Origin of the sequence: Cellulomonas sp. H30R-01, from assembly GCF_010119915.1 — a bacterium.
Taxonomy (GTDB): Bacteria; Actinomycetota; Actinomycetes; order Actinomycetales; family Cellulomonadaceae; genus Cellulomonas; species Cellulomonas algicola.
The window spans coordinates 775083-801687 of record NZ_CP048210.1; the positions used below are offsets into that span (position 1 = coordinate 775083).

General features: G+C 74.3%; 23 protein-coding genes. 10 read left to right on the forward strand and 13 right to left on the reverse strand.

All coding sequences use genetic code 11. The annotated features are described in order from the left end of the window. On the reverse strand, positions 1–2655 hold the full coding sequence (locus tag GXP71_RS03390) for a sodium-translocating pyrophosphatase (protein WP_370520975.1): 2655 nt from the start codon (positions 2653–2655) through the stop codon (positions 1–3). 158 nt (positions 2656–2813) lie between these two features. Continuing rightward, on the reverse strand, positions 2814–3662 hold the full coding sequence (locus tag GXP71_RS03395) for a pentapeptide repeat-containing protein (protein WP_162351504.1): 849 nt from the start codon (positions 3660–3662) through the stop codon (positions 2814–2816). A 135-nt stretch (positions 3663–3797) separates the two neighbouring features. Between GXP71_RS03395 and GXP71_RS03400 the strand changes: the two genes are divergently transcribed. From GXP71_RS03400 to GXP71_RS03410, 3 genes are all read left to right on the forward strand, one after another. Then, on the forward strand, positions 3798–4223 hold the full coding sequence (locus tag GXP71_RS03400; RefSeq protein ID WP_162351505.1) for a ChaB family protein: 426 nt from the start codon (positions 3798–3800) through the stop codon (positions 4221–4223). A gap of 164 nt (positions 4224–4387) precedes the next feature. Then, positions 4388–5641: a sensor histidine kinase gene (locus GXP71_RS03405; protein WP_162351506.1), complete on the forward strand. Its 1254-nt coding sequence runs from the start codon at positions 4388–4390 to the stop codon at positions 5639–5641. Then, positions 5638–6306 (forward strand): response regulator transcription factor, encoded by a 669-nt coding sequence (locus GXP71_RS03410; RefSeq protein ID WP_162351507.1) that lies wholly within the window; start codon positions 5638–5640, stop codon positions 6304–6306. The genes GXP71_RS03405 and GXP71_RS03410 overlap by 4 nt, the downstream gene beginning before the upstream one ends. Before the next feature lie 4 nt (positions 6307–6310). On the opposite strand, the gene GXP71_RS03415 is transcribed toward GXP71_RS03410, so the two are convergent. After that, a complete protein-coding gene (locus tag GXP71_RS03415) occupies positions 6311–7285 on the reverse strand; it encodes a ScyD/ScyE family protein (RefSeq protein ID WP_162351508.1) in 975 nt (324 codons plus the stop codon). 202 nt (positions 7286–7487) lie between these two features. Here GXP71_RS03415 and GXP71_RS03420 point away from each other — a divergent pair, with 202 nt between their 5' ends. Both GXP71_RS03420 and GXP71_RS03425 read left to right on the forward strand, forming a co-directional pair. Continuing rightward, positions 7488–7907 (forward strand): helix-turn-helix domain-containing protein, encoded by a 420-nt coding sequence (locus tag GXP71_RS03420; RefSeq protein WP_162351509.1) that lies wholly within the window; start codon positions 7488–7490, stop codon positions 7905–7907. A gap of 23 nt (positions 7908–7930) precedes the next feature. Beyond that, positions 7931–8341 carry a VOC family protein gene (locus tag GXP71_RS03425; protein ID WP_162351510.1) on the forward strand — a complete coding sequence of 137 codons (411 nt, stop codon included), beginning with the start codon at positions 7931–7933 and terminating at the stop codon, positions 8339–8341. Between the two features lie 88 nt (positions 8342–8429). Here the strand turns inward: GXP71_RS03425 and GXP71_RS03430 are convergent, their stop codons facing one another. Together GXP71_RS03430 and GXP71_RS03435 are read right to left on the reverse strand one after the other, a co-directional pair. Then, positions 8430–8657 carry a hypothetical protein gene (locus GXP71_RS03430; RefSeq protein WP_124344125.1) on the reverse strand — a complete coding sequence of 76 codons (228 nt, stop codon included), beginning with the start codon at positions 8655–8657 and terminating at the stop codon, positions 8430–8432. A 102-nt stretch (positions 8658–8759) separates the two neighbouring features. Next, positions 8760–9719: a DNA-3-methyladenine glycosylase gene (locus tag GXP71_RS03435; RefSeq protein ID WP_238402603.1), complete on the reverse strand. Its 960-nt coding sequence runs from the start codon at positions 9717–9719 to the stop codon at positions 8760–8762. A gap of 52 nt (positions 9720–9771) precedes the next feature. Here GXP71_RS03435 and GXP71_RS03440 point away from each other — a divergent pair, with 52 nt between their 5' ends. Both GXP71_RS03440 and GXP71_RS03445 read left to right on the forward strand, forming a co-directional pair. Continuing rightward, a complete protein-coding gene (locus GXP71_RS03440; RefSeq protein WP_162351512.1) occupies positions 9772–10659 on the forward strand; it encodes a DUF72 domain-containing protein in 888 nt (295 codons plus the stop codon). Continuing rightward, positions 10656–10976, forward strand: coding sequence for an STAS domain-containing protein (locus tag GXP71_RS03445; protein WP_162351513.1), 321 nt, complete (start codon positions 10656–10658; stop codon positions 10974–10976). The genes GXP71_RS03440 and GXP71_RS03445 overlap by 4 nt, the downstream gene beginning before the upstream one ends. Before the next feature lie 3 nt (positions 10977–10979). Here GXP71_RS03445 and GXP71_RS03450 read toward each other — a convergent pair whose 3' ends face one another. Further along, positions 10980–11351 (reverse strand): RNA-binding S4 domain-containing protein, encoded by a 372-nt coding sequence (locus GXP71_RS03450; RefSeq protein WP_162351514.1) that lies wholly within the window; start codon positions 11349–11351, stop codon positions 10980–10982. 178 nt (positions 11352–11529) lie between these two features. Here GXP71_RS03450 and GXP71_RS03455 point away from each other — a divergent pair, with 178 nt between their 5' ends. After that, positions 11530–12660: a GDSL-type esterase/lipase family protein gene (locus GXP71_RS03455; protein WP_162351515.1), complete on the forward strand. Its 1131-nt coding sequence runs from the start codon at positions 11530–11532 to the stop codon at positions 12658–12660. Between the two features lie 188 nt (positions 12661–12848). Here the strand turns inward: GXP71_RS03455 and GXP71_RS03460 are convergent, their stop codons facing one another. From GXP71_RS03460 to GXP71_RS03490, 7 genes are all read right to left on the reverse strand, one after another. Further along, positions 12849–13160, reverse strand: a complete 312-nt coding sequence (locus GXP71_RS03460; RefSeq protein WP_162351516.1) for a DUF2249 domain-containing protein — start codon at positions 13158–13160, stop codon at positions 12849–12851. 124 nt (positions 13161–13284) lie between these two features. Next, on the reverse strand, positions 13285–14040 hold the full coding sequence (gene narI, locus GXP71_RS03465; protein WP_162351517.1) for a respiratory nitrate reductase subunit gamma: 756 nt from the start codon (positions 14038–14040) through the stop codon (positions 13285–13287). Further along, positions 14037–14711, reverse strand: a complete 675-nt coding sequence (gene narJ / locus GXP71_RS03470) for a nitrate reductase molybdenum cofactor assembly chaperone (protein WP_162351518.1) — start codon at positions 14709–14711, stop codon at positions 14037–14039. Before narJ ends, narI begins: the two co-directional genes overlap by 4 nt. Next, positions 14708–16393, reverse strand: a complete 1686-nt coding sequence (gene narH / locus GXP71_RS03475; protein ID WP_162354185.1) for a nitrate reductase subunit beta — start codon at positions 16391–16393, stop codon at positions 14708–14710. The genes narJ and narH overlap by 4 nt, the downstream gene beginning before the upstream one ends. A 34-nt stretch (positions 16394–16427) precedes the next feature. Beyond that, positions 16428–20204 (reverse strand): nitrate reductase subunit alpha, encoded by a 3777-nt coding sequence (locus tag GXP71_RS03480; RefSeq protein WP_162351519.1) that lies wholly within the window; start codon positions 20202–20204, stop codon positions 16428–16430. Positions 20205–20236: 32 nt separating this feature from the next. Then, a complete protein-coding gene (locus GXP71_RS03485; RefSeq protein WP_162351520.1) occupies positions 20237–21547 on the reverse strand; it encodes an MFS transporter in 1311 nt (436 codons plus the stop codon). Positions 21548–21677: 130 nt separating this feature from the next. Beyond that, entirely contained in the window at positions 21678–22394 is a 717-nt protein-coding gene (locus GXP71_RS03490; protein WP_162351521.1) for a metalloregulator ArsR/SmtB family transcription factor, read from the reverse strand. Between the two features lie 86 nt (positions 22395–22480). On the opposite strand from GXP71_RS03490, the gene GXP71_RS03495 reads away from it, so the two are divergent. Together GXP71_RS03495 and GXP71_RS03500 are read left to right on the forward strand one after the other, a co-directional pair. Further along, entirely contained in the window at positions 22481–23761 is a 1281-nt protein-coding gene (locus tag GXP71_RS03495; RefSeq protein ID WP_238402605.1) for a hypothetical protein, read from the forward strand. Next, positions 23758–26520, forward strand: coding sequence for a multicopper oxidase domain-containing protein (locus GXP71_RS03500; RefSeq protein WP_162351522.1), 2763 nt, complete (start codon positions 23758–23760; stop codon positions 26518–26520). The genes GXP71_RS03495 and GXP71_RS03500 overlap by 4 nt, the downstream gene beginning before the upstream one ends. Positions 26521–26605 lie beyond the last annotated feature (85 nt).

The following is a 26605-nucleotide window of genomic DNA, read 5'->3' on the forward strand; positions in this document are numbered from 1 at the left end:
TCAGACGCGGGTCGGGACCGCGTCGTCGGCGGGGTTCGCCTGCTGCGGGAGCAGGGCCCCGGTCGGGTCGTCGTCCGCGGCCGCGTCGTCGTCCGTGGCGGCCACGCCCTGGGCGTCGGTCGGCGTCGCGCGCGACTCGATGCGCATGCCGTAGAAGGACCGGTGCACGAAGTAGGTCGACGCGAGGAAGAACACCCCGGCGAGCACGAGCACGAGCGTGTGCCGCCCCTGCCCGGACAGCTGCACGGCGAGGTCGACGGCGAGCAGGCCGAAGAGCGTCGTGAACTTGATGACCGGGTTGAGCGCGACGGACGAGGTGTCCTTGAACGGGTCGCCGACGGTGTCGCCGACGACGGTCGCGTCGTGCAGCGGCGTGCCGTTGGCGTGCAGCTCCGTCTCGACGATCTTCTTCGCGTTGTCCCAGGCGCCGCCCGCGTTGGCCATGAAGATCGCCTGGTAGAGGCCGAACAGCGCGATGGAGAGGAGGTAGCCCACGAAGAGGTACGGCTCGACGAACGCGAACGCGAGGGTCGTGAAGAACACGCCGAGGAACATCGTGAGCATGCCGCGCTGGGCGTACTGGGTGCAGATCTCGACGACGCGGCGCGAGTCGGCCTCGCTGGCCGCGGCCGTGCCGTCGAGCCGGATGTGCGTGCGGATGAACTCGACGGCCCGGTAGGCGCCGGTGGTGACGGCCTGCGTCGACGCGCCCGTGAACCAGTAGATGACCGAGCCGCCCGCGACGAGGCCGAGCAGGAACGGCGGGTGCAGCAGCGAGAGGTTCTCGAGGCCCGTCGTGAGCCCGTCGGTGAGGCCCATGATGATCGAGAAGATCATGGTCGTGGCGCCGACGACGGCGGTGCCGATGAGCACGGGCTTGGCGGTCGCCTTGAACGTGTTGCCCGCGCCGTCGTTCTCCTCGAGGAGCTGCTTGGCGTGCTGCCAGGTCGGTGCGCCGCCGAGCTCCTCGGCCAGCGCGTGCTCGTCGACCTGCTCGATGCCGGACAGCTCGTACACGCTCTGCGCGTTGTCGGTGACCGGGCCGTAGGAGTCGACCGCGATGGTCACGGGACCCATGCCGAGGAACCCGAACGCGACGAGACCGAACGCGAACACCGCGGGCGCGTGCATCACGTCGGCGAGCCCGAGCTCGCTCACGAGGTAGGCGGCGCCCATGAGGACGACGATCGCCATGCCGAGCCAGTACGCGGAGAAGTTGCCGGCGACCAGGCCGGACAGGATGTTGAGCGACGGGCCGCCCTCGCGGGACGACGCGACGACCTCGCGCGTGTGCCGGCTGCCGGTGCTGGTGAACACCTTGACGAGCTCGGGGATGAGCGCGCCGGCCAGGGTGCCGCACGAGATGATCGTCGCGAGCTTCCACCACAGGCCGGGCGTGCCGTCGGCGAGGACCAGCCACGTCGTCGCGAAGGTCGCGGCGATGCAGACGGCGGACGTGAGCCAGACGAGCGACGTGAGCGGCTTCTCGAAGTCCATGCGCTCGGCACCCGCGTACCGGCGGGACGCCCACAGGTCGTTGACGGTGTAGGAGACGCCGGACGCGGCGATCATCACGGCCCGGACGACGAAGATCCAGACGAGCAGCGCGGCCTGGACGCCTGGGTCGGGCACGCCGAGCAGCACGAACGTCACGAGCGCGACGCCGGTGACGCCGTACGTCTCGAAGCCGTCCGCGCTGGGCCCGACCGAGTCGCCCGCGTTGTCGCCCGTGCAGTCGGCGATGACGCCGGGGTTGCGGGCGTCGTCCTCCTTGATCTTGAACGCGATCTTCATGAGGTCGGAGCCGATGTCGGCGATCTTGGTGAAGATGCCGCCCGCGATGCGCAGCGCCGCCGCGCCGAGCGACTCGCCGACCGCGAACCCGATGAAGCACGCGCCCGCCAGGTCACCGGGCAGGAACAGCAGGATGACCAGCATGATCGCGAGCTCGAGGCTGATGAGCACCATGCCGATCGCCATGCCGGACCGCAGCGGGATCCGGTGCAGCGGCAGCGCGCGGCCCCGCAGCGCCGCGAACGCCGTGCGGGAGTTCGCGTAGGTGTTGACGCGGATGCCGAACCAGGCGACCGAGTAGGAGCCCGCCATGCCGACGAGGCTGAACGCGATGACGACCGCGACGCGTCCCCAGTCGAACCCGACGAGGACGCGGTAGTAGACGACGATCACGGCGGCGATGAAGCCCCACAGCACGAGCAGGAAGCGTCCCTGCTGCACGAGGTACGCCTTGCACGTCGTGTAGATGAGCTCCGACACGGCCCGCATCGACCCGTGCACCGGCAGCCGCTTGAGCTGCGCGACGACGGTCACGCCGAAAGCGAGTCCCAGCGCGCACACGACGAGGCCGACGCCGAGCCACACGCGCCCGGGAAGCCCGGCGATCGTGACGGTCCCGAGGTCGGGGAGCGCGAGGCCGGCCTCGCCGCCGTGCGGCGTGGCGTCCTCGGAGCCGGTGGAGGTGGTGCCGGCGCACCCGGACAGGAGGGCGACCAGGGCGGCGAGGGCGACCCAGCCGGCGGTCGTCGTGGCGGTGCGGGCGCGGCCGGCCGTGCGAGCCGGGGGAGGGGTGTGTCGTGCGACGGGACGGGCGACGGGACAGGTGGTGGTCGCGCTGTCGCGCGACGGTGTTGTGGACACGGTCTTCCTCGGCTCGTGCGGAAACCCTTTGCTCGTTCTTCGAACGTAGAGCGGTGGGTCTTGGCGCACGTGTGACCAAAGTCTCGGGCGCTCGGCCGTGCGGGGGAGCCCGGGCAGGCTCACTCGGCGTGTCGGTCGGGACACGCCGTCTGCGCAGGTCAGCGGGTGGGTGCGGACGTCCAGTGCGTGGGACGCGGCACGCGGCCGGGCAGTCGTGTCGTCGCGTCGCCGCGCGCCGCGGCGGCCTGCGGGCCCGTGACGAAGAGCGCGTCCGAGAGGTCCGCGCCGCGCAGGTCCGCGCCGCGCAGGTCGGCACCGACGAGGTCCGCCAGCCGCAGGTCCGCACCGCGGAGGTCCGCGCCCATGAGCCACGCGCCGCGCAGGTCGACCGTGCGCAGGTCCGCGTCGCGGAGCCGAGCACCGGCCAGGTCGGCCCGTCGCCGGTCGCGTCGAGGTCCGGGCAGGGACCGTCGTGCGGCGCCCCGGACCGCCGCGCTCACGCGGCCGAGCACGTCGACGACACGTCCGTGCAGGTCGTCGACGTCGTCCCGCACGGGCGCGTCGGGCGCCGCGTCGGCGACCGCGGTGACACGGGCGAGCAGCGCACGGGCCTCGTCCTGCAGCGCGGCGTCGACCGGGCGGTCGACCGCGTCGACGAGGTACCACGCGAGCTCGTGCAACCGCCGCTGCACGCCGAACGCCGCGAACATCGGCCCTGCGACGTCGGGGCCGTCGCGCCAGTCCCGCCCGACGAACGCGGCCGTGACGTGCTGCCCGGCGCCGAAGCAGTCGAACACCGTGCACCCGGCGAACCCGCGCTCGCGCAGCTGCGCGTGCACACCGCACCGCAGGTCGTCGCGCAGGTTCCGGCACGGCATCCCACCGGGCTTGTCGAACGCGAAGTCTGCGGACCGCTGGAACGGCAGGCTCACGCAGCACAGCGCCACGCACCGCGCGCAGTCGGCACGGAGCTCGAGGACGGCCCGGCCGTCGGGCGTCGCCGCCATCGGCGTCACCTCCCTGTCGTCCGACCGCGCGAGCCTACTCGTGGACCCGCCGCCGGCCGGGGTCGGTCGTGCTGCGGGAGGGCGGTGCCGGTCGCACGATGGGAAGGAGACCGGTCCACGCGAAGGAGCCGCACCGTGCCCAAGACGAAGCGCAACGGCGAGCCGATCCCCGACGAGCTGCCCAGCACCCTGCAGCGCTCGGACGACAAGGCGCAGCGGACGTTCGCGCACGCGCACGACGCCGCGCTCGAGCAGTACGACGGCGACGAGGAGCGGGCTTACCGCGTCGCGTTCGCTGCGCTCAAGCACACGCACGAGAAGGTCGGCGACAGCTGGCGGCCCAAGGAGGAGTACGGGCCTTCGGACGCGCGCGCCGAGGAGGGCGGGCGCGACAGCGACGCCCCGACCGCCGGGGGCGTCGACGCCCACGCCTCCAAGGCGCACCTGTACGACGTCGCGACCGAGCTCGAGGTCCGCGGGCGCTCCCGCATGACGAAGGCCGAGCTCGTCGACGCGATCCAGCGCGAGAACGACCGCCGGTCGCGCGCCGCCCTGCGCTGACGGCCCGCGCGGCCAGCCCGACCAGGGCGTCGGGCGCACGGTTCGCCACCGGCCGCGACGGCGGCTGACGGTGCCCGCTCGCCCGGACGGCCTCCGCACAAGGGTGGAGGCCGACCCGCCCGACGGCTGACCTGCGCCGCGGGTGCCGCCTCTACGCTGGCGGCATGTCCTCCGTCGTCGCCGCGCTCCCGACGCCCGACGTCTGGCTGCACCCACGGTGGCGGGGGTGGTCGCGCGCGTGGCGGTACCTCCTGGCCGCGGGCCTCGGCGTCGCGCTGTGGATGGCGCAGGTCGTCGCGCTCGCCATGCCCGAGGCCGTCGGCGAGACCGCGTCGCCGCCGCCCGACGAGGTCGTCGGCGGCGCGATCGTGCTCGACCTCGCGCTCGGCGTCGTCACGCTCGCGCTCCTGCCGCTGCGGCGCCGCTACCCGCTCGCGATCGCGGTGGCGACCACCGCGGCGACCGCCGTCTCCGTCGTGGCCGTCGGGCCCGCGACCTTCGCGATCGTGTCGCTCGCGACGTGGCGCCGCGGCCGCTGGCTCGTCGTCGCCGGCCTGACGTGGCTCGCCGCGACCCTGTACTCGACGTTCGTCCACGTGCCGCGCGTGTGGGCGACCAGCACGTCACCCGTCACGCACCTCACCGACGTCCTCATCGGCGTCCTGGTGCTCGCCGTCACGATCGGCACCGGTCACGGGATCGCGACCCGCCGCGAGCTCGTCGCGTCGCTGCACGCCCGTGCGCAGGCCGCCGAGCGCGAGCAGGCGCTCGCGGCGGAGGTCGCGCGCGAGGCGGAGCGCACCCGCATCGCGCGCGAGATGCACGACGTGCTCGCGCACCGCATCTCGCTCGTCGCGCTGCACGCGGGTGCGCTCGCGTACCGGGACGACCTCTCGCGCGAGCAGGTCGTCGAGACCGCCGGCACGATCGCGGCGGCGGCGCACGCGGCGCTCGCCGAGCTGCGCGACGTGCTCGGCGTCCTGCGGGACCCGTCGCAGCCCGAGGCGGTCGAGCGGCCGCAGCCGACGCTCCAGGAGATCCCGGCGCTCGTCGCCGAGGCGCGCGAGGCGGGCGCGGAGGTGAGCCTCGACACGGATGCCCTCGCGCCCGAGGCGACGCGCGACCTGGCCGCGTCGGTCTCCCGCACGGCCTTCCGCGTCGTGCAGGAGGCCCTCACGAACGCCCGCAAGCACGCCCCCCGCCAGCCCGTCGAGATCGTGCTCGCGGGAGCGCCGGGCGGCGCCCTCGCGGTCGAGGTCCGCAACCGTGCGCTGCTCACCGTCGGCGCGGGGCACCGGCCCGGCGTCGGGCTCGTCGGCCTCACCGAGCGTGCGACGCTCGCGGGCGGCGAGCTCGAGCACGGCTACCGGGCCGACGGCACCTTCGTGGTCCGCGCGCGGCTGCCGTGGCCGGCATGACGGCGACCGTCCGGGTCGTCGTCGTCGACGACGACCCGCTCGTGCGCACCGGGCTCGGGCTCATCCTCGGGGGCGCGCCCGACCTCGAGCTCGTGGGCGAGGCGGCCGACGGTCAGCAGGGCGTCGACGTCGTCGTCCGGACCGCGCCCGACGTCGTCCTCATGGACGTCCGGATGCCGCGCATGGACGGGCTCGCGGCGCACCGGCGGCTGCGCGACCTCGGCTCGCGGGCCCGCGTCCTCGTCCTCACGACGTTCGACGCCGACGACCTCGTCCTCACCGCGCTGCGCCAGGGGGCGGCGGGGTTCCTGCTGAAGGACACCCCGCCGCCCGACCTGGTCGCCGCCGTGCGGCGCGTCGCGCAGGGCGAGCCCATGCTGTCGCCGAGCGTGACGTCGCAGCTCATCGCCGCCGTGACCGCAGCGCCGGTCGGCGACCCGCCCCGGGCGCGGGCGCGCGCCCTCCTCGCGACGCTGACCGAGCGCGAGCGCGAGGTCGCCGAGGCCGTCGGCGCGGGCATGTCGAACGCGGAGATCGCGCGGGCGCTGCACCTCGGTGTCGCGACCGTGAAGACGCACGTCGGGAACGTCCTCACCAAGCTGGACGCGACGAACCGGGTGCAGATCGCCCGCTGGGTGCACGAGGCGGGCGACGAGCGGGTCTGAGGCGTCAGCGCCCCAGACCCACCCGCCAGACCTCGCCGCCGAGGGTCACGACCCACGCCGTGCCGTGCACGACCTGGAACGACGTCGGCTGGTCGAGACCGTCCGCGACGAGCCGCAGCGTGCCGTGGTGGTCGACGGAGTACAGCCGGCCCGTGCCGGGGGCCGCGGGGGAGCCCGCCTCGCCGCCGAGCGGCCAGTCGCCCTGTGCGAGCGCGTACAGCCGGTTCCCGCCGGCCCGCTCGACGTCCACCATGAGCGGACCGCCGGCCGCGACGGTCGTGGCGCTGGACGCGCGCGGGCCGAACGCGACGACCTTGCCGTCCTGCGGCAGGTGCGGCAGCGGTCCGGACTCGGCGACGAACACCGTCGACCCCTTCAGCGCCAGGCCCGTCGGGACGACGTTCGCGAGCGCGAGGCGCACCGACACGGTGCCGTCGTGCCGCACCTGGTAGATGCGGTTGTGGTGACCGTCGGAGACGAGGAACCCGTCGCGGTACGGCTCGAACGCGAACTGCACACCGGTCGGGACGAAGAAGTCGGTCGCGGGCGGGTTCGCGGTCGCGAAGGCCCCGATGTCCGCGACCACCGTGAAGGCGCTGGGGCCGTCGATCCGGTAGATCCCGTCGACCGCCGACCCGCCGACGTCGGCGCTGACGAACGTCACGAGCGCGTACGCGGTGCGGCCGCGGAACGCGACGTCGAACACCCCGCCACCACCCGCGGGACGCGTGGGCAGGCCTGACGCGAACGTCGTGACCGCACCCGTGCGCGGGTCGACGCGCGAGATCACGCCGCTCGCGGGCGATGCGACGTACAGGGCCCCGTCAGGGCCGATCGTGCTGCCCATCCCGCTGCCGAGCCCCGTCACGACCCGGACGGGGTCGGTGCCGGGCGACGGGTGGTGCGCGGACGCCGTGGTGGGCACGAGCGCGAGGAGAAGTGCGGATCCGAGGAGGAGCAGCAGTCGTCGAGGTCCCATGGGACCCCTCCTTCCAGCAACCGAGGCACGTGCGTGGTCGGATGCACGAGGCGTCGTCGCGTCGCCGCGTCGTCGCACCCGGACGAGAAGCCCTTCGCCGCCGGGACCGACGCTAGTCCTCCCGGGTGGTCGGGATCCACGGCCTCCCGACGGCCCGTCCGCGACGGCCGGACGCGCCTGACGGGCGCCCGACGGTGGTTCGATGACGGGCGTGAGCAAGGCCGTCGAGGACACCAACCGGCGCATGCTGCGCGCCCGCGACGCGATGGACCGCGCGTACGCCGAGCCGCTCGACGTGCCGTCGCTCGCGCGTGTCGCACACGTGTCGGAGGCGCACTTCATCCGCACGTTCCGCGCGACGTTCGGCGAGACCCCGCACCGCTACCTGCAACGTCGTCGCGTCGAACGCGCGATGCTGCTGCTGCGCGAGACCGACCGCAGCGTCACCGACATCTGCCTCGCCGTCGGCTTCACGAGCCTCGGCACGTTCAGCCGCACGTTCCGCGACGTCGTCGGCGAGTCGCCCACCGAGCACCGTGCGCGCGGGCCGCTCGCGATCGCACCGACGTGCTTCACGAAGGCGTGGGTCAGACCGAGCAGTTTCGGAGAAGCGTCGTCCTGACGGCGCTCAGTAGCGTCGGCGGCATGCTGAACTCCATCTCCATCTCCCAGATCTACGTGCTCGACCAGGACGAGGCGCTCGACTTCTACGTCGGCAAGCTCGGCTTCGAGATCGGGACCGACCAGGACCTCGGCTTCATGCGCTGGCTCACGGTCCGCGTGCCCGGTGCTCCGGACCGGGAGGTCCTGCTGGAGCGCCCCGGTCCTCCGTCGCTCGACCCGGCGACCGCCGAGCAGGTGCGCGAGCTCGTCGCGAAGGGCGCGACGGGCGGCCATCTGTTCCTCACGACCGACGACGCGCACCAGACGTACGCGACGCTCAAGGAGCGCGGGGTGGAGCTCACCGAGGAGCCGACCGAGCGGCCGTACGGCATCGACTTCGGCCTGCGCGACCCGTTCGGGAACCACGTCCGGATCGCGCAGACGCACCGCTGACGGGCGCGCCCGGCGCGGGTGAGCGTCCGCGCCGCGCCGGGCTCGCCGCTCTGCCGTCGAGCCCGGCGGGGTCGCCGGACCGGTGCGGTCAGTCGCCCTCGAGCGCCGGCAGGATCGTCGTCGGGATCATGAACGACAGCGTGATCGACGCGATCGCGCCGACGAACGTCCAGTGGCTCCAGTCGGGACCCTGGAACGACAGCGCGAACAGCACGATGCCCGCCGCGAACAGCAGGAACGCGAAGAACGCGCCGACGACGCGACCTGCGGACTCGGTCCGCTCCTCGTCGCGCGGCGCGATGACCGGATAGCTCATGGGACCCACCTTTCGTCGGGGTCGATCCTGCCCCGTGGCGCGCGACGTGGCCAACCGCGCACCGGCCGCACGTCGGCGCACGAGGGCCTCAGCGGGGAGACGTCAGCGCAGGGGGAGCGCGCGCGGTGAGCGTGGCCCGAACTTCGGGGCGCGACCCGCGAGCGTGGTCTCGACCAGCCGGATCACGCGCTGCCGGTGCCCGCGCCACGGCTCGAGGAGCTCGAGCATGCCCGCGTCGTCCGTGCGGCGGCCCGTGAGCGCCCACCCGACGAGGTGCGCGAGGTGGAAGTCGCCGACCGACACCGCGTCGGCGTCGCCGAGCGCGCGCGACGTCGTCTCGGCGACGGTCCACGGCCCGATGCCCCGGACCGTGAGGAGCCGTCGGCGCGCCTCGGTGAGCGGGAGGTCGACCGCCTCGTCGAGCCTCCGACCGACCTCGGCCGCGCGCCTGATCGTCGACGAGCGCTGGTCGTCGACGCCGGCCTGCCGCCACTCCCACACCGGCATGTCGCGCCACACGACCCACGGCGGCGGCACCCGCATCGACGCCGGCACCGGGCCGGGCGCGGGCGTGCCGTGCCGCGTCACGAGCCGTCGCCACGCGGCGCGCGCGTCAGCGCCGACGACGCGCTGCTCGAGGATCCCGGCGACGAGCGCCGCGACCATGTCACCGCTCGCGCCGATCCGCAGCCCCGGCAGCCCGCGGTGGGCGTCCCGCACGACGGGGTGCAGGGTCGGGTCGAAGCCCGACGGGTCGTCGTGCGCCCCGAGCAGGCGCGGCATGCCCGCGACGGCACGCTCGGCGCCCGGCCCCCACGCGGCGACGTGCACACCGTCGCGGTGCACGGCCAGCCGACGCGTCGCCGGGCCGTCGGGCGTCGCGAGCGCGTGCCACAGCGCGCCGTCCGGCGCGGTCCACCAGCACGGGTCCGCGGCACCGCGACGGTGCGGCGCGACCGTGCGCCGCACGTCGAGCCGACCGTCCGGACGGTAGACGTCGACGAGCACCGGGGCCGTCGCGCCGTCCTCAGGGCCACGCGCGGGGGAGCTCTCGACCGTCACCCGACCAGTGTGCGCCCTTCCGGATGCCGGTCCGGCGTCCGCCGTGCAGGCTGTGCCGGTGGCCATCCGGGTCGGGATCAGCGGCTGGCGCTACGCCCCCTGGCGTGGCGTCTTCTACCCGCGCGGACTGCCCCAGCGGCTCGAGCTCGACTACGCCGCGCGTCGGCTCACGAGCATCGAGATCAACGGCTCCTTCTACTCGCTGCAGCGCCCCGAGAGCTACCGCGCGTGGGCCGAGCAGACGCCCGACGACCTCGTCTTCTCCGTCAAGGGTCCGCGGTTCGTCACGCACATGCGCAAGCTCGCCGACGTGGAGAAGCCCGTCGCGAACTTCCTCGCGAGCGGCGTCCTCGCGCTCGGCGCCAAGCTCGGGCCGGTCCTCTGGCAGCTCCCCCCGAACCTCGGCTTCCACCCCGACCGGCTCGCCGCGTTCTTCGACCTGCTGCCGCGCACGACCGCGGCCGCGGCCGAGATGTCGACGCGGCACGACGAGCGTCTCGACGGTCGGGCATGGACGACGACCGACGCCGACCGTCCGCTGCGGCACGTCCTGGAGGTCCGGCACGCGTCGTTCGACACGCCCGAGCTCGTCGACCTGCTGCGTGCGCACGACGTGGGGCTGGTCGTCGCCGACACGGCCGGCCGGTGGCCCGTGATCGAGGACGTCACGTCCGACGTCGTCTACGTGCGCCTGCACGGCGACACCGAGCTGTACACGAGCGGCTACGAGGACGACGCCCTGGACCGGTGGGCCGCGAAGGTCCGCACCTGGGCAGACGGGGGCGATCCACCCGACGCCCGACGGCTGCGCGGCGCGGCACCCGCGTCGGACGGCCGCGACGTGTTCGTCTACTTCGACAACGACGTGAAGGTCCGCGCGCCCGTCGACGCGATGGCCCTGTCGGCCCGGCTCGGGCTGCGGACGGAGGTGAGCGCGTGAGCGGCGGCATCGTGGTGTCGACCGAGGGGTCGGTGCTGCGCATCACCCTCGCCGGCGCCGTCGACCTGGCCGTGCGCGAGTCCGCCGCACCCGTGTGGGCGGCGCTCGCCGCCGGTGACCAGGACGTCGTCGTCGACTGCGCGGACGTGACGTTCGTCGACTCGACCGGGTTGTCGCTGCTCGTGCGCCTCGTCCGCGACGCGACGGAGGCCGGTCGCCGTGTGCGACTCGACGGCGCCCCGCGCCCGGTGACCGAGATCCTCGCCGTCACGGGCGTGGACGCCTGGATGCGCGCGCAGGGCGTCGAGGGGGCCTAGCGGTCAGTGGCCGCGGAGGCGTTCGATGAGGCGGCGGTCCCGCTTGGTCGGGCGGCCGGCGCCGCGGTCGCGCTGGCCGGCGACGGCGACGTGCTCCTTGGGCGGGACCGCGGGGGAGCGGTCGAGGTAGCAGGCGACGGCGACGTCCGCGCCGACCCGCTTCACGATGAGGCGCTGCACGATCACGACGCGCTCGCGAGCGCCCCCGCGCACGTGCACCTCGTCACCGGGCACGACCTGCGTCGCGGGCTTGGCGCGCTCACCGTTGACGCGCACGTGACCGGCCCGGCACGCGGCCCCCGCCGCGGAGCGCGTCGGGAACAGTCGCACCGCCCACGTCCACGCGTCGACGCGGGCTCGGGTCACCTCCGGCATGCCACCGACTCTCTCACGGGTCGGCGCGGGCGCCGATCGGGGCGGTGAAACGCTTCGTCGAAGCGCTCCAACTGGCCTTCGGGCGGGACGCCCCAGCACTCTTCGACGAGGCGGGCCGTGGTGCCCCGCCGGCGCCCGGGACCACCCGCACGCCGCCCCTACCGGAGGACCTTCGACGATGACGACGACGCTCTCGCGGCGGCTCGCGGGCGCCCTGACCGCCGTGCTGCTCCTGCTCACCGGTGCGCTCGCGCTGGCCGGGCCGACGCAGGCCGCGGACCCGGTGCGGATCATGCCGCTCGGCGACTCGATCACCGGGAATCCGGGGTGCTGGCGGGCGCTGCTCTGGCAGAAGCTCCAGCAGAACGGGTACACGAACATCGACATGGTCGGCACGCAGGGCCCGCAGGGCTGCGGGATCGCGCACGACGGCGACAACGAGGGCCACGGCGGCTACCTCGTGACGAACGTCGCCGCGCAGGGCCAGCTCGTGCCGTGGCTCGCCGCGACCAGGCCCGACGTCGTCCTCATGCACTTCGGCACGAACGACGTGTGGAGCGCGCGGTCGACGCAGCAGATCCTCGACGCCTACACGACGCTCGTGCAGCAGATGCGGGCCAGCAACCCGCACATGGCGGTGCTCGTCGCGCAGATCATCCCCGTCGCACCGCCGACCTGCGCCGACTGCCCCGGCCGGACCGCCGCGCTCAACGCCGCGATCCCCGCGTGGGCCGCCGGCCTGTCGACCGCGCAGTCGCCGATCATCGTCGTGGACCAGGCGACCGGGTGGGTGCCGGCGACCGACACCTACGACGGCGTGCACCCCGGCGACGCCGGCATCGTCAAGATGGCCGACCGGTGGTACCCCGCGCTCGCGGCGGTCCTGTCGGGTTCGACGCCGACACCGACGGTCACACCGACCCCGACGGTCACACCGACGCCGACCGTGACACCGACGCCGACCGTGACACCGACGCCCACCCCGACCCCGACCCCGACCCCGACGTCGGGCGGTGCCGCCTGCACCGCGCGCTACACGCTCGCGAGCACGTGGCCCGGGGGCTTCGTGACGAGCGTGCGGGTCACTGCGAACCAGCCGATCGCAGGCTGGAAGGTCGCGGTCACGCTGCCGAACGGCACGGTCGCGAACGCGTGGAGCTCGCAGAGCACCGTCAGCGGTTCGACGTGGACGTTCACGAACGCGCCGTGGAACGGGACGCTCGCGGCGGGCCAGGCCACCGAGCTCGGCTTCCAGGGCACGGGCTCGGGCGAGCCGTCGTCGGTCACCTGCACGGCCACCGCCCGCTGACCTCGACGGCTCGACGGCTCGAGCGCTCGACGGCTCGCCGCGGTCGCGAGCGCCACCTGGAGCGCCTGGCGCCGCCGGAGCAGCACGGATGGCGCGTTCGTGGGCGCCGCGGGTCGCGGCGGTCGTCGACGGGGGGCGGACCGGCGGGCGGTGGGCCGTCTGGCGGCGGGCCGGCTGGTGGTGGACCGTCAGGCGGTGCGGGTGATCTTCACGTGCCAGGCGTCGGGGCCGTCGACGAGCACCTCCGACTCGATCGGCGCGCGCTCGGCGAGCTGCGCCAGCAGGGGGCGCGGCAGGTGCGGGGCGACGAGGACCAGCGACTTCCCGGGGGCGATCGCCTCGAACGCGCCGAAGACGGTCGCGTGCCGGATGGCGTGCGGGATCGTGCGGACGTCGAGGACGGGGTCCGCCTCGTCGTGACCGCCGCAGCCGCACGTGTGCCCGGCGGGCTCCGCGGACGCGGGGGCGGTGGTGAGGATCTCGACGTTCTCGGCTGCCATGGGGGTCTCCCTCTCGGTGCGGGGTGCTGCGGGTGGTCCGGCCCGTGCGGGTCGGACGTGGTGGTGCAGGTGGTGCGGCTGACGCCGTCGCGCGGACGTCGTCCCGGGCGCCGCCGTCAGCGTGTCATCGGTGCTCCGCCGGAGCCCCGGGACGTTCGGCCCGTTCCCAGCCGCGGCGCGCGACACGCGTCCCACGCTGGGCGTCGCGCGTGCGGTAGACGACGTAGGGGCGGACCAGGTAGCCGACGGGCGCGGACAGCACGTGCACGAGCCGCGTGAACGGCCAGATCGCGAAGAGGAGCATCGCGGAGAGCACGTGCGCCTGGAACATGCCGGGCACGTCGGCCATCAGCGCGGCGTCGGGACGCAGCGACATCAGCCCGCGGATCCAGGGCGCGATCGAGCCGCGGTAGTCGTAGCCGTCGCCGACGACCTGGAAGAGGACGGTCGCGGCGGTGCCGCAGGACAGCGTCACTGCGAGGACGACGTACATGACCTTGTCGGAGGTCGTGGTGGCCCGGCGGACGGCGGCGACGACCCGACGCCGGTAGACGAGGATCGCGAGCCCGGCGATCGTCAGCACGGCCGCGATGCTGCCCGCCCACGTCGCGACCAGGTGGTACGCGTGCTCGTGGATGCCGACCGCCTCCAGCCAGGCGCGCGGGACCAGCAGCCCGACGACGTGCCCGCCGATGACCATGAGGATCCCGACGTGGAACATCGGCGACCCGATGCGCAGCAGGCGGCTCTCGTGCACCTGCGACGAGCGCGTCGTCCAGCCGAACTGGTCGTGGCGGTACCGCCACACGTGCCCCACGACGAACACCGTCGCGGCGACGTACGGGACCACGACCCACAGCAGCACGGCGGTGGACGTCATGCGGGCACCTCCGTCGGGCGCACGGTCGGGAAGGGGAGCAGGGGCGCGGACAGCCCGACGGTCTCGCCGGGCGGCCCGGACGCGACGAGGTCGGCGAACCGCTCGGCGGTCGCGGCGTCGACGGCGGGCAGCGTGCGGCACACCGCGTCGAGCACGTGCGCGTACGGGCTGCGGGCGTCGTGCAGCGCGGACCGCAGGAGCTCGAGGCCCTCGCGGTGCGTGCCGAGCAGCGCGTCGACGACGGGACCGGGAGCCCGTGCGGACAGCTCCAGGACCGCGGGCAGGAAGTCGGGCAGCTCGTCGTCGCTCGCCTCGAACCCGCACGCGCGGTACGCCTCGCGGAACGTCACGAGCGCCATGCCGCGACGGCGCGTGTCGCCCGCCGAGTAGTACGACAGGTAGAGCGCGCAGCGTCGCCGCAGGTCGAACGTCGCGACGTAGTGCCCCTGCTGCGCGGCGAGGTCCATGGCTCCGACGGCGTCGAGGTGCGCCAGGAACGCGTCGGCGACACCGTGCGGCAGCCCGGCCACGGTCGAGCGCAGCAGCTCGTGGTGCGCGCGCACGTGCTCGCTCGGGTAGTCGAGCAGCATCGCGGCGGCGAGGTGCGTGACCGCGCGCTCTCCCGGCGTGACGCGCACCGGGTCGAGGAACGGCAGCGTGCGGCGGCTCATGCGTGCGCCCCCGTCGGGCCGTCGCCGTAGCCGGGCTGACCCTTCGTGGGTGGGAAGAGCCCCGCGTCGCGCTTGTCGCCGCCCCAGTTCAGCAGGTTGACGCGCGTCGGCCGGTCGGACGCGGACGCCGAGTTCGACGGGTGGAACGTCTCGACGCCCACCGTCGGCTGCGCGAGCGCGGCCGGACGCTCGCCGCGTGCCCGCGGTCCGCCCATGCCGGGGCCGCCGACACCGTCGAGCGAGCAGCCGAGCCCGCCCTCGGCGATCTCGTCCAGCGCCCGGGCGGACTCGGCGTGCGCGGGCGGGACGACGTAGCGGTCCTCGTACTTCGCGATCGCGAGCAGCCGGTACATCGCCTCGACCTCGTCGCCGGTCATGCCGACGGTCGCGGCGATCCGCGGGTCCTGCTCGACGCCGAGGTTGACGTTGCGCATGTGCGCCCGCATGGCCGCGAGCCGCCGCAGCACCGCGGTCACGGGGCGCGTGTCGCCCGCGGTGAACAGCCCGGCGAGGTACTCGACGGGGATGCGCAGCCGGTCGATCGCGGCGAACAGCGTGCGCGCGTCCTCGCCGTCGTTGCCGGAGCCCGACACGACGTCGACGACGGGCGACAGCGGCGGGACGTACCAGACCATCGGCAGCGTCCGGTACTCGGGGTGCAGCGGCAGCGCGACCTCGAACCGTGAGATCAGCGCCCACACGGGCGAGCGCTGCGCGGCGAGGACCCAGTCGTGCGGCACGCCGTCGCGCTCGGCGGCGGCCATCACCTCGGGGTCGGACGGGTCGAGCAGCACCGAGCGCTGTGCGGCGAGGAGCTCGTGCGGGTCCTCGACCGACGCGGCCTGCAGCACACGGTCGGCGTCGTAGAGCACGAGGCCGAGGTACCGCAGCCGGCCGACGCACGTCTCCGAGCAGACGGTCGGCAGGCCGATCTCGAGGCGCGGGTAGCAGAGCGTGCACTTCTCGGCCTTGCCCGTGACGTGGTTGAAGTAGACCTTCTTGTACGGGCAGCCCGACACGCACATGCGCCAGCCGCGGCACGCGTCCTGGTCGACCAGCACGATGCCGTCCTCGGCGCGCTTGTACATCGCGCCCGACGGGCACGACGCGACGCACGACGGGTTGAGGCAGTGCTCGCAGATGCGCGGCAGGTAGAACATGAACGCCTGCTCGAGCTCGGCCTTCACGCGGTCGCTCATCTGCGCCAGGACCGGGTCCTTCTGCATCGTCGCGGCCGACCCGCCGAGGTCGTCGTCCCAGTTCGCCGACCACGTGATCTTCGTGTCCTCCCCGGTCAGCAGGGACTTCGGCCGGGCGACGGGCGTGTGCTCGCCCTGAGGCGCCGAGAGCAGGACGTCGTAGTCGTAGGTCCACGGCTCGTAGTAGTCGCGGACCTCGGGGAGCCGGGGGTTGGCGAAGAGGTGCGACAGCTTGGTGAACCGACCGCCCGAGCGCAGGCGCAGCCGGCCGCGCTTGTTCAGCGTCCAACCGCCGCCCCAGCGGTCCTGGTCCTCGTACGTGCGCGGGTAGCCCTGGCCGGGCCGCGTCTCGACGTTGTTGAACCAGGCGTACTCGACGCCCGCGCGGTTCGTCCACGCCTGCTTGCAGGTGACCGAGCACGTGTGGCACCCGATGCACTTGTCGAGGTTCATGACCATCGCCATCTGCGCCATGACCTTCACCGCAGCCACCCCCCGTGCGTCCCGACGGAGCCCATCAGTACGTCACCTCCTGCGACCGGCGGCGGATGGTCGTGACCTCGTCGCGCTGGTTGCCCGTCGGACCGAGGTAGTTGAACGCGAACGACAGCTGCGCGTACCCGCCGACCAGGTGGCTCGGCTTGAGCAGCACGCGCGTCAGCGAGTTGTGGATGCCGCCGCGCAGGCCCGACGTCTCCGAGCGGGGGACGTCCACCGTGCGGTCCTTCGCGTGGTACATGAACACCGTCCCGGCGGGCATGCGGTGCGAGACCACCGCCCGCGCGACCACGACGCCGTTGCGGTTGTACGCCTCGACCCACTCGTTGTCGGTGACCCCGATGGTCGCGGCGTCCTGCGGCGACATCCAGATCGTCGGGCCGCCGCGCGACAGCGTGAGCATGTGGAGGTTGTCCTGGTACTCCGAGTGGATGGACCACTTGGAGTGCGGCGTCAGGTAGCGGACGGCGACCTCGGCGTGCCCGTCGGAACCCGGAGCTCCCGACGCGGCGGTCGAGCCCGGGCGCGCGTCGCCGAACAGCCGGTGCAGGTCGAGCGGCGGCCGGTACACCGGCAGGTTCTCGCCGAGCTCGCTCATCCAGTCGTGGTCGAGGAAGAAGTGCTGGCGCCCCGTGAGGGTGTGCCACGGCTTGAGGTGCTCGACGTTGATCGTGAACGCCGAGTAGCGCCGCCCGCCGTGCTCCGACCCCGACCACTCGGGCGACGTCACGACGGGCACGGGCCGCGCCTGCACGTCGGCGAACGTGATCCGCTTGCCCTCGTGGTCGCGGGCCAGCGACGCGAGCTCGGTGCCGGTGCGCTTCTCGACGCGCTCGAAGCCCTGCACCGCGAGCCGGCCGTTGGTCGTGCCGGACAGCGCGAGGATCGCCTCGCACACGTGCGTGGCGTCGTCGAGGCGCGGCTGCCCGGCGGCGACGCCGTCCCGGACGGTGCCGTTGACGCGGCCGAGCTCGGCGACCTCGACGTCGGGGGAGAACGCGACGCCCTTCGTCACCATGCCGGCCTTCGCCGTGAGCGGCCCGAGCGCGGCCCACCGGTCGGCGAGCGTCGCGTAGTCGCGCTCGACGACGACGAGCCTCGGCATCGAGACGCCCGGCACGCGGCCCACCGCGTCGGGCACCGCGCCGTGCGGCGTCGCGAGCTCGTCGGGGGTGTCGTGCAGCAGCGGCACGGCGACGAGGTCCTCGCGCGTGCCGAGCCGGTCGGCAGCGAGGTCCTGGAACGCGCGGGCGAGGGTGTGGAAGACGTCGAAGTCCGTGCGCGTCTGCCACGGCGGCGCGATCGCCGGGTTGAACGAGTGCACGTAGGGGTGCATGTCGGTCGTCGACAGGTCGTGCTTCTCGTACCAGGTCGCCGCGGGCAGCACGACGTCGCTGAACAGCGTCGTCGACGTCATCCGGAAGTCGCTCGTGACGAGCAGGTCGAGCTTGCCGCGCGGCGCCTCGTCCCGCCACGTCATCGACTGCGGCCGCCGGTCCGGCTCGGACTCGGGGGCGCGCACCGCGGAGTCCGTGCCGAGCAGGTGCCGCAGGAAGTACTCGTTGCCCTTGCCCGACGAGCCGAGCAGGTTCGCCCGCCAGACGGTGAGCACGCGCGGGAAGTTCGCGGGGTCGTCGGGGTCCTCGCACGCGTACCGCAGGCGACCGGCCTCGAGCTCGTCGACCACGTGCTGCGCCGGGTCCACCCCGGCGGCGCGCGCCTCGTCGACGAGGTCCAGCGGGTTGCGGTCGAACGTCGGGTAGGACGGCATCCAGCCGCGCTGCGCGCTCTCCACCAGGCAGTCGGCGGTCGTGCGGCCCGCGAACCGGCCCTCGGCCAGCGGGGACGCGAGCGCGTCGGCGGGCAGGCCGTCGTAGCGCCACTGGTCGGTCGCGAGGTACCAGAACGCGGTGCCGATCATCTGCCGCGGCGGCCGCACCCAGTCGAGCCCGAACGCGTACTGCGCCCAGCCGGTCACGGGCCGGCACTTCTCCTGCCCGACGTAGTGCGCCCAGCCGCCGCCGTTGACGCCCTGGCAGCCGGTCATCGACATGAGCGCGAGGAACGTGCGGTAGATCGTGTCGGAGTGGAACCAGTGGTTGGTCCCCGCGCCCATGAGGATCATCGAGCGGCCGCCCGAGTCCTCGGCGTTCTGCGCGAGCTCGCGCCCGATCCGCGCCGCCGTCGCCGCGGGCACGGACGTGATCTCCTCCTGCCACGCGGGCGTGCCGGGCGTGGACGCGTCGTCGTAGCCGGTCGGCCACTCGCCCGGAAGGCCGTCACGGCCGACGCCGTACTGCGCGAGGAGCAGGTCGAACACGGTCGTGACGACGCGGCCGCCGACCCGCGTCACGGGGACGCCGCGGCGCACGACGCCCGCGCCGCCCTGGTGCTCGGCGCCCGCCTCGGGGGCGAGGTCGAAGCGAGGAAGATCGACGGCGACGGCCTCGCGCGCCCCGACGGCGGCGTCGAGGTCGCGGACCGACAGCACCGGCTCCACACCGCCCAGGTCGAGGTTCCAGCGACCCTCCTGCGCGGGGTCGAACCGGCGCCCCAGCGAGCCGTTCGGCACGTGCGGGGTGCCGGCGGCGTCGAGCACGACGGTCATGAACGCGGCGTCCCGGGCAGCGGCGTCGGCACCCGCGGCGTCACCCAGCGCGTCGGCCGTGAGGAACTTGTCCGGCACCCACGCGTCGCCGCGCTGCTTGAGCGTGACGAGGTGCGGCGCGTCGGTGAACGTCTGCAGGTAGTCGACGAACCGCGCGGTGCGCTTCTCGACGAGGAACTCGCGCAGCACGACGTGCCCCATCGCGAACGCGAGCGCACCGTCCGTGCCCGGGTGCGGGGCCAGCCACTCGTCGGCGAGCTTGGTGTTCGCCGCGTAGTCGGGGGAGACCGCGACGACCTTCTGCCCGCGGTAGCGCGCCTCGGCCAGGAAGTGCGCGTCCGGCGTGCGCGTCACCGGGACGTTCGAGCCCCACATGACGAGATACGAGGCGTTCCACCAGTCGGCCGATTCCGGCACGTCGGTCTGGTCGCCGAACACCTGCGGCGACGCGACGGGCAGGTCCGCGTACCAGTCGTAGAACGACAGCATCGTGCCGCCGAGCATCGACACGAACCGCGCGCCCGAGCCGTGCGACACCATCGACATCGCCGGGATGGGGGAGAAGCCCGCGACGCGGTCCGGCCCGTACGCCTTGATGGTGTGCACGTGCGCCGCCGCGACGATCTCCGCGGCCTCGTCCCACGTCGCCCGGACCAGCCCGCCCTTGCCGCGCGCCGCCTTGTACGCACGCGCCGTCTCGGGGTCGGACGTGACCTGCGCCCACGCGGCGACCGGGTCGCCCGTGCGGGCCTTCGCCTCGCGGTACGCGCGCAGCAGCACGCCCCGCACGTAGGGGTAGCGGACGCGCGTCGGCGAGTACGTGTACCAGGAGAACGACGCCCCTCGCGGGCAGCCCCGCGGCTCGTACTCGGGGGAGTCCGGGCCGACCGTCGGGTAGTCCGTCTGCTGCGTCTCCCACGTGATGATGCCGTCCTTGACGTACACCTGCCACGAGCACGACCCCGTGCAGTTCACGCCGTGCGTCGACCGCACCACCTTGTCGTGCGACCAGCGGTCCCGGTAGAACGCGTCGCCCTTCCGACCGCCCTCCAGGAACAGGCTGCGCAGGTCCGGCGACACCGTGCCGGGCCGCAGGCGCGAGCCGAGGCGCAGGAGCGCGTCGACGGCCGGGTGGTCGGTCCCGGGCGGGGACGACGCGGGGGCGGCGGGCTGGTGACGTGCGGGCACGGAGACCTCCGGGGGGAAGAGGGCGGACCGGGTCAGCTGGGGCGCGGGGCGCCGGGACGCGCGTACTGCACCCAGGTCAGGACGGTGCAGGCGGCGAAGTAGACGACGCACCCGGCGAAGAACGCGGTGGGCGACCACGCCGACAGCGCCATGCCGACCAGGAACGGTCCGAACGCCGCGCACGCGGACGTGAACCCGATGACGCCGCCCGCACGCCGGCGGTCGAAGATCATCGGCATCTGCTTGAACGTGCCCGCGTTGCCGATGCCCGCGAACGTGAAGATCAGCAGCATCCCGGCGAGGAACCAGCCGAACGACGCCGTGTCCGTCGGGCGCAGGAAGAACAGCGTGAAGACGGTGCTGACCGTCATGCCGATGCCCGAGACGAGCGTCCACACCGCACCGCCGAACCGGTCGCACAGCGGACCCCAGGCGGCGCGCGTGATCGAGCCGAGCAGCGGGCCCAGGAACGCGAACTTCAGCGGGTCGGGGGCGTTCTCGAAACCGCCGAACAGGTTGAGCGTCAGCAGGCCGAGCTGCGCGGCGAACCCGGAGAACGCGCCGAACGTCATGACGTAGATCGCCGTCATGAACCACGTGTGCTTGTCGCGGAAGATGTCCGCCTGCTCGCGGATGTTCGCCGTCACCGGCACCCGCTTGAGGTACAGCGCCGCGAGCCCGATGCCGAGCAGCACCCACGGCACGAGCACCAGGCCCGCGTTGTGCAGCCACAGCTGCCCGCCGCCGTCGGCCTTCTGCTGCGGCGTCAGGACGGCCGTGCCGAGCAGGCCGAACCCGATGACCCACGGCACCAGGAACTGGATGAGGCTCACGCCGAAGTTCCCCAGCCCCGCCTGCAGGCCCAGCGCGGTGCCGGCCATCCGCTTGGGGAAGAAGTAGCTCGTCGACGGCATGAAGCCGGCGAACGCGCCACCGCCCAGGCCGGCCGCCACCGCGAGCAGCAGCAGCACCGCGTACGGCGTGGACGGGTCCCGGACCGCCATCGTCCAGCCCGCCATCGGCAGCAGCATGAGCGTCGCCGTGCCGCCCACCAGCGTGCGCGTCCCCAGCATCGGCGGCAGGAACGTGTACGCCATCCGGAACAGGCCGCCCGCGAGGCCCGGGATCGCGACCAGCCAGTACAGCTGCTCCTTCGACAGGTCGTACCCGATGACGTTCAGCCGGGGCGCGATCGCGCTCACCAGGTACCAGACGCAGAACGCGAGCGTCAGGTTGTACGTCGTGATCCAGAGCGTGCGCCACGCGAGCTTCTTGTCCCACGTGGACTCGTCCTCGGGGTTCCAGTTCGCCAGGTCGGGCGCGAGCGCCGTCGTTGCCGCCATCGGGTCCTCCTCGTGCGTGCGCCGGGGTGTGGCGCCGGGGACCGGTGCCGGTCCCCTCGGCGTGAGCATCGCGGCTGCCCGGAACCCCTCTCCACACGGAGTGCCGTGGAAAAAGGCACGGGGGTGCGGGTCAGGCCGGGGTGGGGGTGCGGAGGGTCAGGACGCAGTGGTGGGGCTCGACGAACGGGTGCAGCTCCGCCGCCTCGACCGGGCCGCCGACCGCGTCGAGCACGCCCTGCGCGAGGCCCAGGTGCACGCTGCACACGACGTCCGGGCGCTCGCGGGCGAGGTCGAGGAACGGGCACCGCCACAGGTGGAACCGCAGCGGGTCGTCCTCCAGGTCCGGGTCGAAGCCGAGCCGGTCGAGGTGCGCCGTGAGCGCGTCGAGCTGGCGCTGCTCGGGCGGCGCGTCGGGCGACGAGCGCGGCGTCGGCGTGTGCAGCGCGGTCACCGCACGGGCGGCGAGCTCGCGGCCCGCGGCCCGGGCGGTCTCGGGGACGGACTCGACGGGCTTGCCGTAGCCCTGCAGCAGCACACGGCTCAGCGCGGCGCCCGCGATCGCGTCCTCCAGCCGGCGTGCGGCGACGGGGTCGGTGCGCACGTCCTGCGACGTCACGGCCCGGTAGACGATCCGCGGGCGACCCCGCGTCGTGCGGACCTCGGGCTCGCGGTGCACGAACCCGTCGAGGACCAGCCGCTGCAGGTGCTCGCGCGCGGTGTTCTCGTGCAGGCCGGTCCGGTCGGCGAGCTCGCCGACCGTCTGCGGGCCGCCGCTCTGCAGCAGGTGCAGCAGGTCGACGCGGCTGCCCGAGCCCAGCGTGCGGGCCGCTGCGGTGCGTCGGGACATGCGCCGATCATCGAGGGGGAGTGACGTGCGCGGCTCGGGACCTCCGTCCCATCCGCAGGCCAGGGGCACAAATCTACGGTCGAGCCGTGAATACTCCTGGCCTGCGCGGACGGACCGCCCTCATGGTCCCCGTCGCGGTCGCGCTGCTCGCGGGACTCGACGCCGCGCTCGTCCTGCTGGGCCTCCCGGCACCCGTCACGACGCAGCGGCTGCCCGACGTGCACGGCGCGCTCATGGTGCTCGGCTTCGTCGGTGCGCTCGTCGCGCTCGAGCGCGCGGTCGCCGTCGGGCGGCTGCTCGGCTACGCCGCGCCCGCGCTGCTCGGTCTCGGAGGGCTCCTGCTGCTCTCGCCGCTGCCGCTCGTCGCCGGACGTGTGGCGCAGCTCGGCGGGACGGTCGTGCTCGTGGGTCTGTACCGCGCGGTGTGGCGGCGTCAGCCCGCCGCCGCGGTCGCCGTGCAGGGCCTCGGCGCGCTGATGGCGGTCGGGGCAGCCGTGCTCTGGCTGGGCGACGTGCCCGTCCCGCGGCTCGTGCCGTGGTGGGTCGGGTTCCTGGTGCTCACGGTTGCCGGCGAGCGGCTCGAGCTCCTGCGCGTCGCGGCGCCGCCGCCCGTCGCGGAACGGGGCGTCGTGGGCGCCGCGCTCGCGTTCCCGGTCGCCGCCGCGCTCGCGCTGCTGTGGCCGACCGCCGGATACGCGGCCCTGGGCGTCGCCCTGCTGGTGCTCGTCGGCTTCCTGGTCCGCTACGACGTCGCGCGCCGCACCGCGCGGGCGACAGGGCTGCCGCGGTTCATGGCCGTCGCGATGCTCGCCGGGTACGGGTGGCTCGGCGTCGCGGGCACGCTGTGGCTGGTCGGCGGGCCGCAGCTCGCCGGACCGGGGTACGACGCGGTGCTGCACGCCGTGTTCCTCGGCTTCGTGATCTCGATGGTCATGGCGCACGCGCCCGTGATCCTGCCCGCGGTGCTGCGCCGGCCGCTGCCGTACCGCCCGCTGATGTACGGACCGCTCGTCGCGCTGCACGTGACGCTCGCGCTGCGGGTCGCCGTGGGGGACGCGCGCGACCTGCCCGTCGTCGTGCAGGTCGGCGGTGTCGGCAACATCCTCGCCGTCCTCGCGTTCCCGGTCGTCGCGGCGCTGTCCGCCCGCGCGGCCCGCCGGCCCCGACCCGGTCCGGCGACCGCCGACGGCCACCCCGACCGCCCCGTCGCCGTCACCGCTGACCCGGCGACGGGGCTCCCGACCACCGCGACCGGTGCGGACGAGACCCCGGACGACGATCGCGCGCCGTCCCGTCCGCCCGCCGCGAGGCAGCGCGCGCAGGCGGGCGCCCCCGGCCGGCCCGACCCCGCGGAGGTGACCGCGTGACCCGGGCGTCGTGGCACCTGCGGGCCAACGCGCTCGTGGGTGCGTGGCTCGTCGCGGCCGTCGCCGCGACGCTCGTGCACCGGAACGTCCCGGCGGCGCCGTGGCTCATGGTGCACCTGCTGCTCCTCGGCGCCGTGAGCACCGCGATCCTGGTGTGGAGCCAGCACTTCGCCGACACGCTGCTGCGCCGACCTGCGCCCGGCGGCCGCCGCGGCCACACCGCCCGGCTGGCGGCCCACACGCTCGGCGCGGTCCTCGTCGTCGCCGGGCTGCTCGCGTCCGTCTGGGCGCTGGTCGTCGCGGGCGGCGTGCTCGTCGCGGCCGGCGCGCTCGCGCACGTCGTCGTCCTCGCGCGGCAGGGTCGTGGCGCGCTGCCGTCGCGGTTCGGCCCGATGGTCCGCTACTACGTCGCAGCGAGCGCGCTGCTGCCCGTCGGCGTGACGCTCGGCGTGCTCATGGCGCGCGGCGACCTGTCCGACGAGGCGCACGGCCGCGCGTACGTCGCGCACGTCGCGCTCAATCTGCTCGGCTGGGTCGGCCTGACGGTGCTCGGCACGCTCGTCGTGCTGTGGCCGACGGTCCTGCACGCCCGGATCGACGAGCGCGCGGAGAAGGCGGCGCCGCGCGCGCTGCCCGTCGTGCTCGCCGGGCTCGCGGTGGTCGGTGCCGGGTCCGCGACCGGGTGGCGGCCGCTCGTCGGCGTCGGCTGCCTGGTCGTCGTCGCAGGCTGCGTCGTCATCGTGCGGTCCATGGTCGACCAGGCGCGCACGGCGGCCCCCCGCACGTACGCGGCCTGGACCGTCGGCGCCGCGGTGCTGTGGCTCGTGGGCTGCACGCTCGCGTACGGCGTCGTCGTCGCGACCGCGCCGTCGTGGGGCGCTGCGGTCGACGACGTGAAGGTGCTCGTCGCGCCCTTCGCGGTCGGGTTCGCCGCCCAGGTGCTCGTCGGGTCGCTGTCGTACCTGCTGTCCGTCGTCCTCGGCGGCGGCCCGTCGACGGCCCGCGCGACCGCCGCCGAGCTCGACCGCGGCGCGCTCGTCCGGCTGGTGCTGGTCAACGGCGGGCTGCTCGTCTACGTCGCCCCCGTGCCTGCTGCCGTCCGGGTCGGGTGCTCGTTCGTCGTGCTCGGCGCGCTCGTGACGTTCCTCGTGCTCGCCGTGCGGGCTGCGCTCGTCGCCCGACGTGCCGCGCCGCCCTCGCCGGTGTCGCGACCGGGCGCAGGCGCGACGTCCGCCGCGACCGAGCCGCGCCCCACCGACGGTCCGAGCCCTCGCGCTGCCGCGTCGGGGTCCGCCCGGGGTGCGACGCGCACGACGGTCGGGTCACAGCATCACCGGTCCGGCGCTGCGGCTGTCGGTGTCGGGGTGCTCGCGCTCGTCGTCGCGGTCGGTGTGGCCGTCGACCCGCCCGCGGCGGGGATCGGCCTCGTGTCCGCCGCCGGCGCGGACGGCGTCGCGCCCACGGGGCGCACCACGACCGTCCAGGTCGAGGCGCGCGACATGCGCTTCTCGCCCGACCGCATCGAGGTACCCGCCGGCGACCGGCTCGTGATCGAGATCGTCAACGCGGACGACGACGTGCACGACCTCACGCTCGCGACGGGGGCGACGACGGGGCGGGTCACCCCGGGGCAGTCCGCGACGCTCGACGTCGGCGTGGTCGGGCGGTCCGTCGACGCGTGGTGCGCGGTCGCCGGGCACCGGTACATGGGCATGACGCTCGACGTCGTCGCGGTCGGCGGGCCGGTGACGGCGGACGGGGCGGACGGCGCGCACGGCGAGGGCAGCGGCGTCGACCCGACGGGCACCGCGCACGCCGAGCACCCGGGGCACGGCGCACCGGACGGCACCGCGACAGGCCCGTCGGCGGCGGACGACCTGGACCTGATGGCCGCACCGGACGACGGCTTCGTCGCGCGCGACGCCGCGGCACCGCCGTCGGAGGCCGCCGGCCGCACGCACCGCCGCACGCTCACGGTCCGCGAGGTCGAGCGCGAGGTCGCCCCGGGCGTGACGCAGACGCTGTGGACGTTCGACGGCGCCGCGCCCGGGCCGGTGCTGCGCGGCCAGGTCGGCGACCGGTTCGAGATCACGCTCGTCAACGACGGGTCGATCGGCCACTCGATCGACTTCCACGCGGGCGAGCTCGTGCCGGACGACACCATGCGCACGATCGCACCGGGGACGTCCCTCACGTTCTCCTTCACGGCGACGCGCAGCGGGATCTGGATGTACCACTGCTCGACGATGCCGATGAGCCTGCACATCGCGAACGGCATGTTCGGCGCGGTCGTGATCGACCCGCCGGGGCTGCCGCCGGTCGACCACGAGTACGTCGTCGTGCAGTCGGAGCTCTACCTCGGGCCGCAGGGCGGCGTCGCGGACCCGGCGCGCATCGCGTCGCGCGTCCCCGACCTGGTCGTCCTCAACGGCTACGCGCACCAGTACCGCGACCGCCCGCTCGAGGTGACCGCGGGGGAGCGCCTCCGGTTCTGGGTGCTCGACGCGGGACCGAACCTGTCGTCGGCGTTCCACGTCGTCGGCGCGCAGTTCGACACGCTGTACCGCGAGGGCGACTGGGTGCTGCGCGACGGCGGCTCGACAGGCACGGGCGGCGCGCAGGTGCTGTCGCTGGCCCCCGCCGAGGGCGGGTTCGTCGAGCTGACGATCCCGCAGCCGGGCACCTACCCGTTCGTGTCGCACGCGATGAGCGACGCCGAGTCCGGCGCGTCCGGCCGGCTCGTCGTCACCGCCCCCTGACACCCGGCGCCGGCGTACCCCCGGGCCGGCGCCGGGCCCGCCGCCACCCGACCCGAGGCGTCGGGCGGCGGCGACGTACGGTGGA

Coding starts and splice junctions, on each gene's coding strand:
- GXP71_RS03395 (WP_162351504.1), bottom strand. CDS start 3,662: ATGGCGGCGACGCCCGACGGCCGGGCCGTCCTCGAGCTCCGTGCCGAC.
- GXP71_RS03405 (WP_162351506.1), top strand. CDS start 4,388: ATGTCCTCCGTCGTCGCCGCGCTCCCGACGCCCGACGTCTGGCTGCAC.
- GXP71_RS03410 (WP_162351507.1), top strand. CDS start 5,638: ATGACGGCGACCGTCCGGGTCGTCGTCGTCGACGACGACCCGCTCGTG.
- GXP71_RS03415 (WP_162351508.1), bottom strand. CDS start 7,285: ATGGGACCTCGACGACTGCTGCTCCTCCTCGGATCCGCACTTCTCCTC.
- GXP71_RS03420 (WP_162351509.1), top strand. CDS start 7,488: ATGACGGGCGTGAGCAAGGCCGTCGAGGACACCAACCGGCGCATGCTG.
- GXP71_RS03425 (WP_162351510.1), top strand. CDS start 7,931: ATGCTGAACTCCATCTCCATCTCCCAGATCTACGTGCTCGACCAGGAC.
- GXP71_RS03430 (WP_124344125.1), bottom strand. CDS start 8,657: ATGAGCTATCCGGTCATCGCGCCGCGCGACGAGGAGCGGACCGAGTCC.
- GXP71_RS03450 (WP_162351514.1), bottom strand. CDS start 11,351: ATGCCGGAGGTGACCCGAGCCCGCGTCGACGCGTGGACGTGGGCGGTG.
- GXP71_RS03455 (WP_162351515.1), top strand. CDS start 11,530: ATGACGACGACGCTCTCGCGGCGGCTCGCGGGCGCCCTGACCGCCGTG.
- GXP71_RS03460 (WP_162351516.1), bottom strand. CDS start 13,160: ATGGCAGCCGAGAACGTCGAGATCCTCACCACCGCCCCCGCGTCCGCG.
- narI (WP_162351517.1), bottom strand. CDS start 14,040: ATGACGTCCACCGCCGTGCTGCTGTGGGTCGTGGTCCCGTACGTCGCC.
- narJ (WP_162351518.1), bottom strand. CDS start 14,711: ATGAGCCGCCGCACGCTGCCGTTCCTCGACCCGGTGCGCGTCACGCCG.
- GXP71_RS03485 (WP_162351520.1), bottom strand. CDS start 21,547: ATGGCGGCAACGACGGCGCTCGCGCCCGACCTGGCGAACTGGAACCCC.
- GXP71_RS03490 (WP_162351521.1), bottom strand. CDS start 22,394: ATGTCCCGACGCACCGCAGCGGCCCGCACGCTGGGCTCGGGCAGCCGC.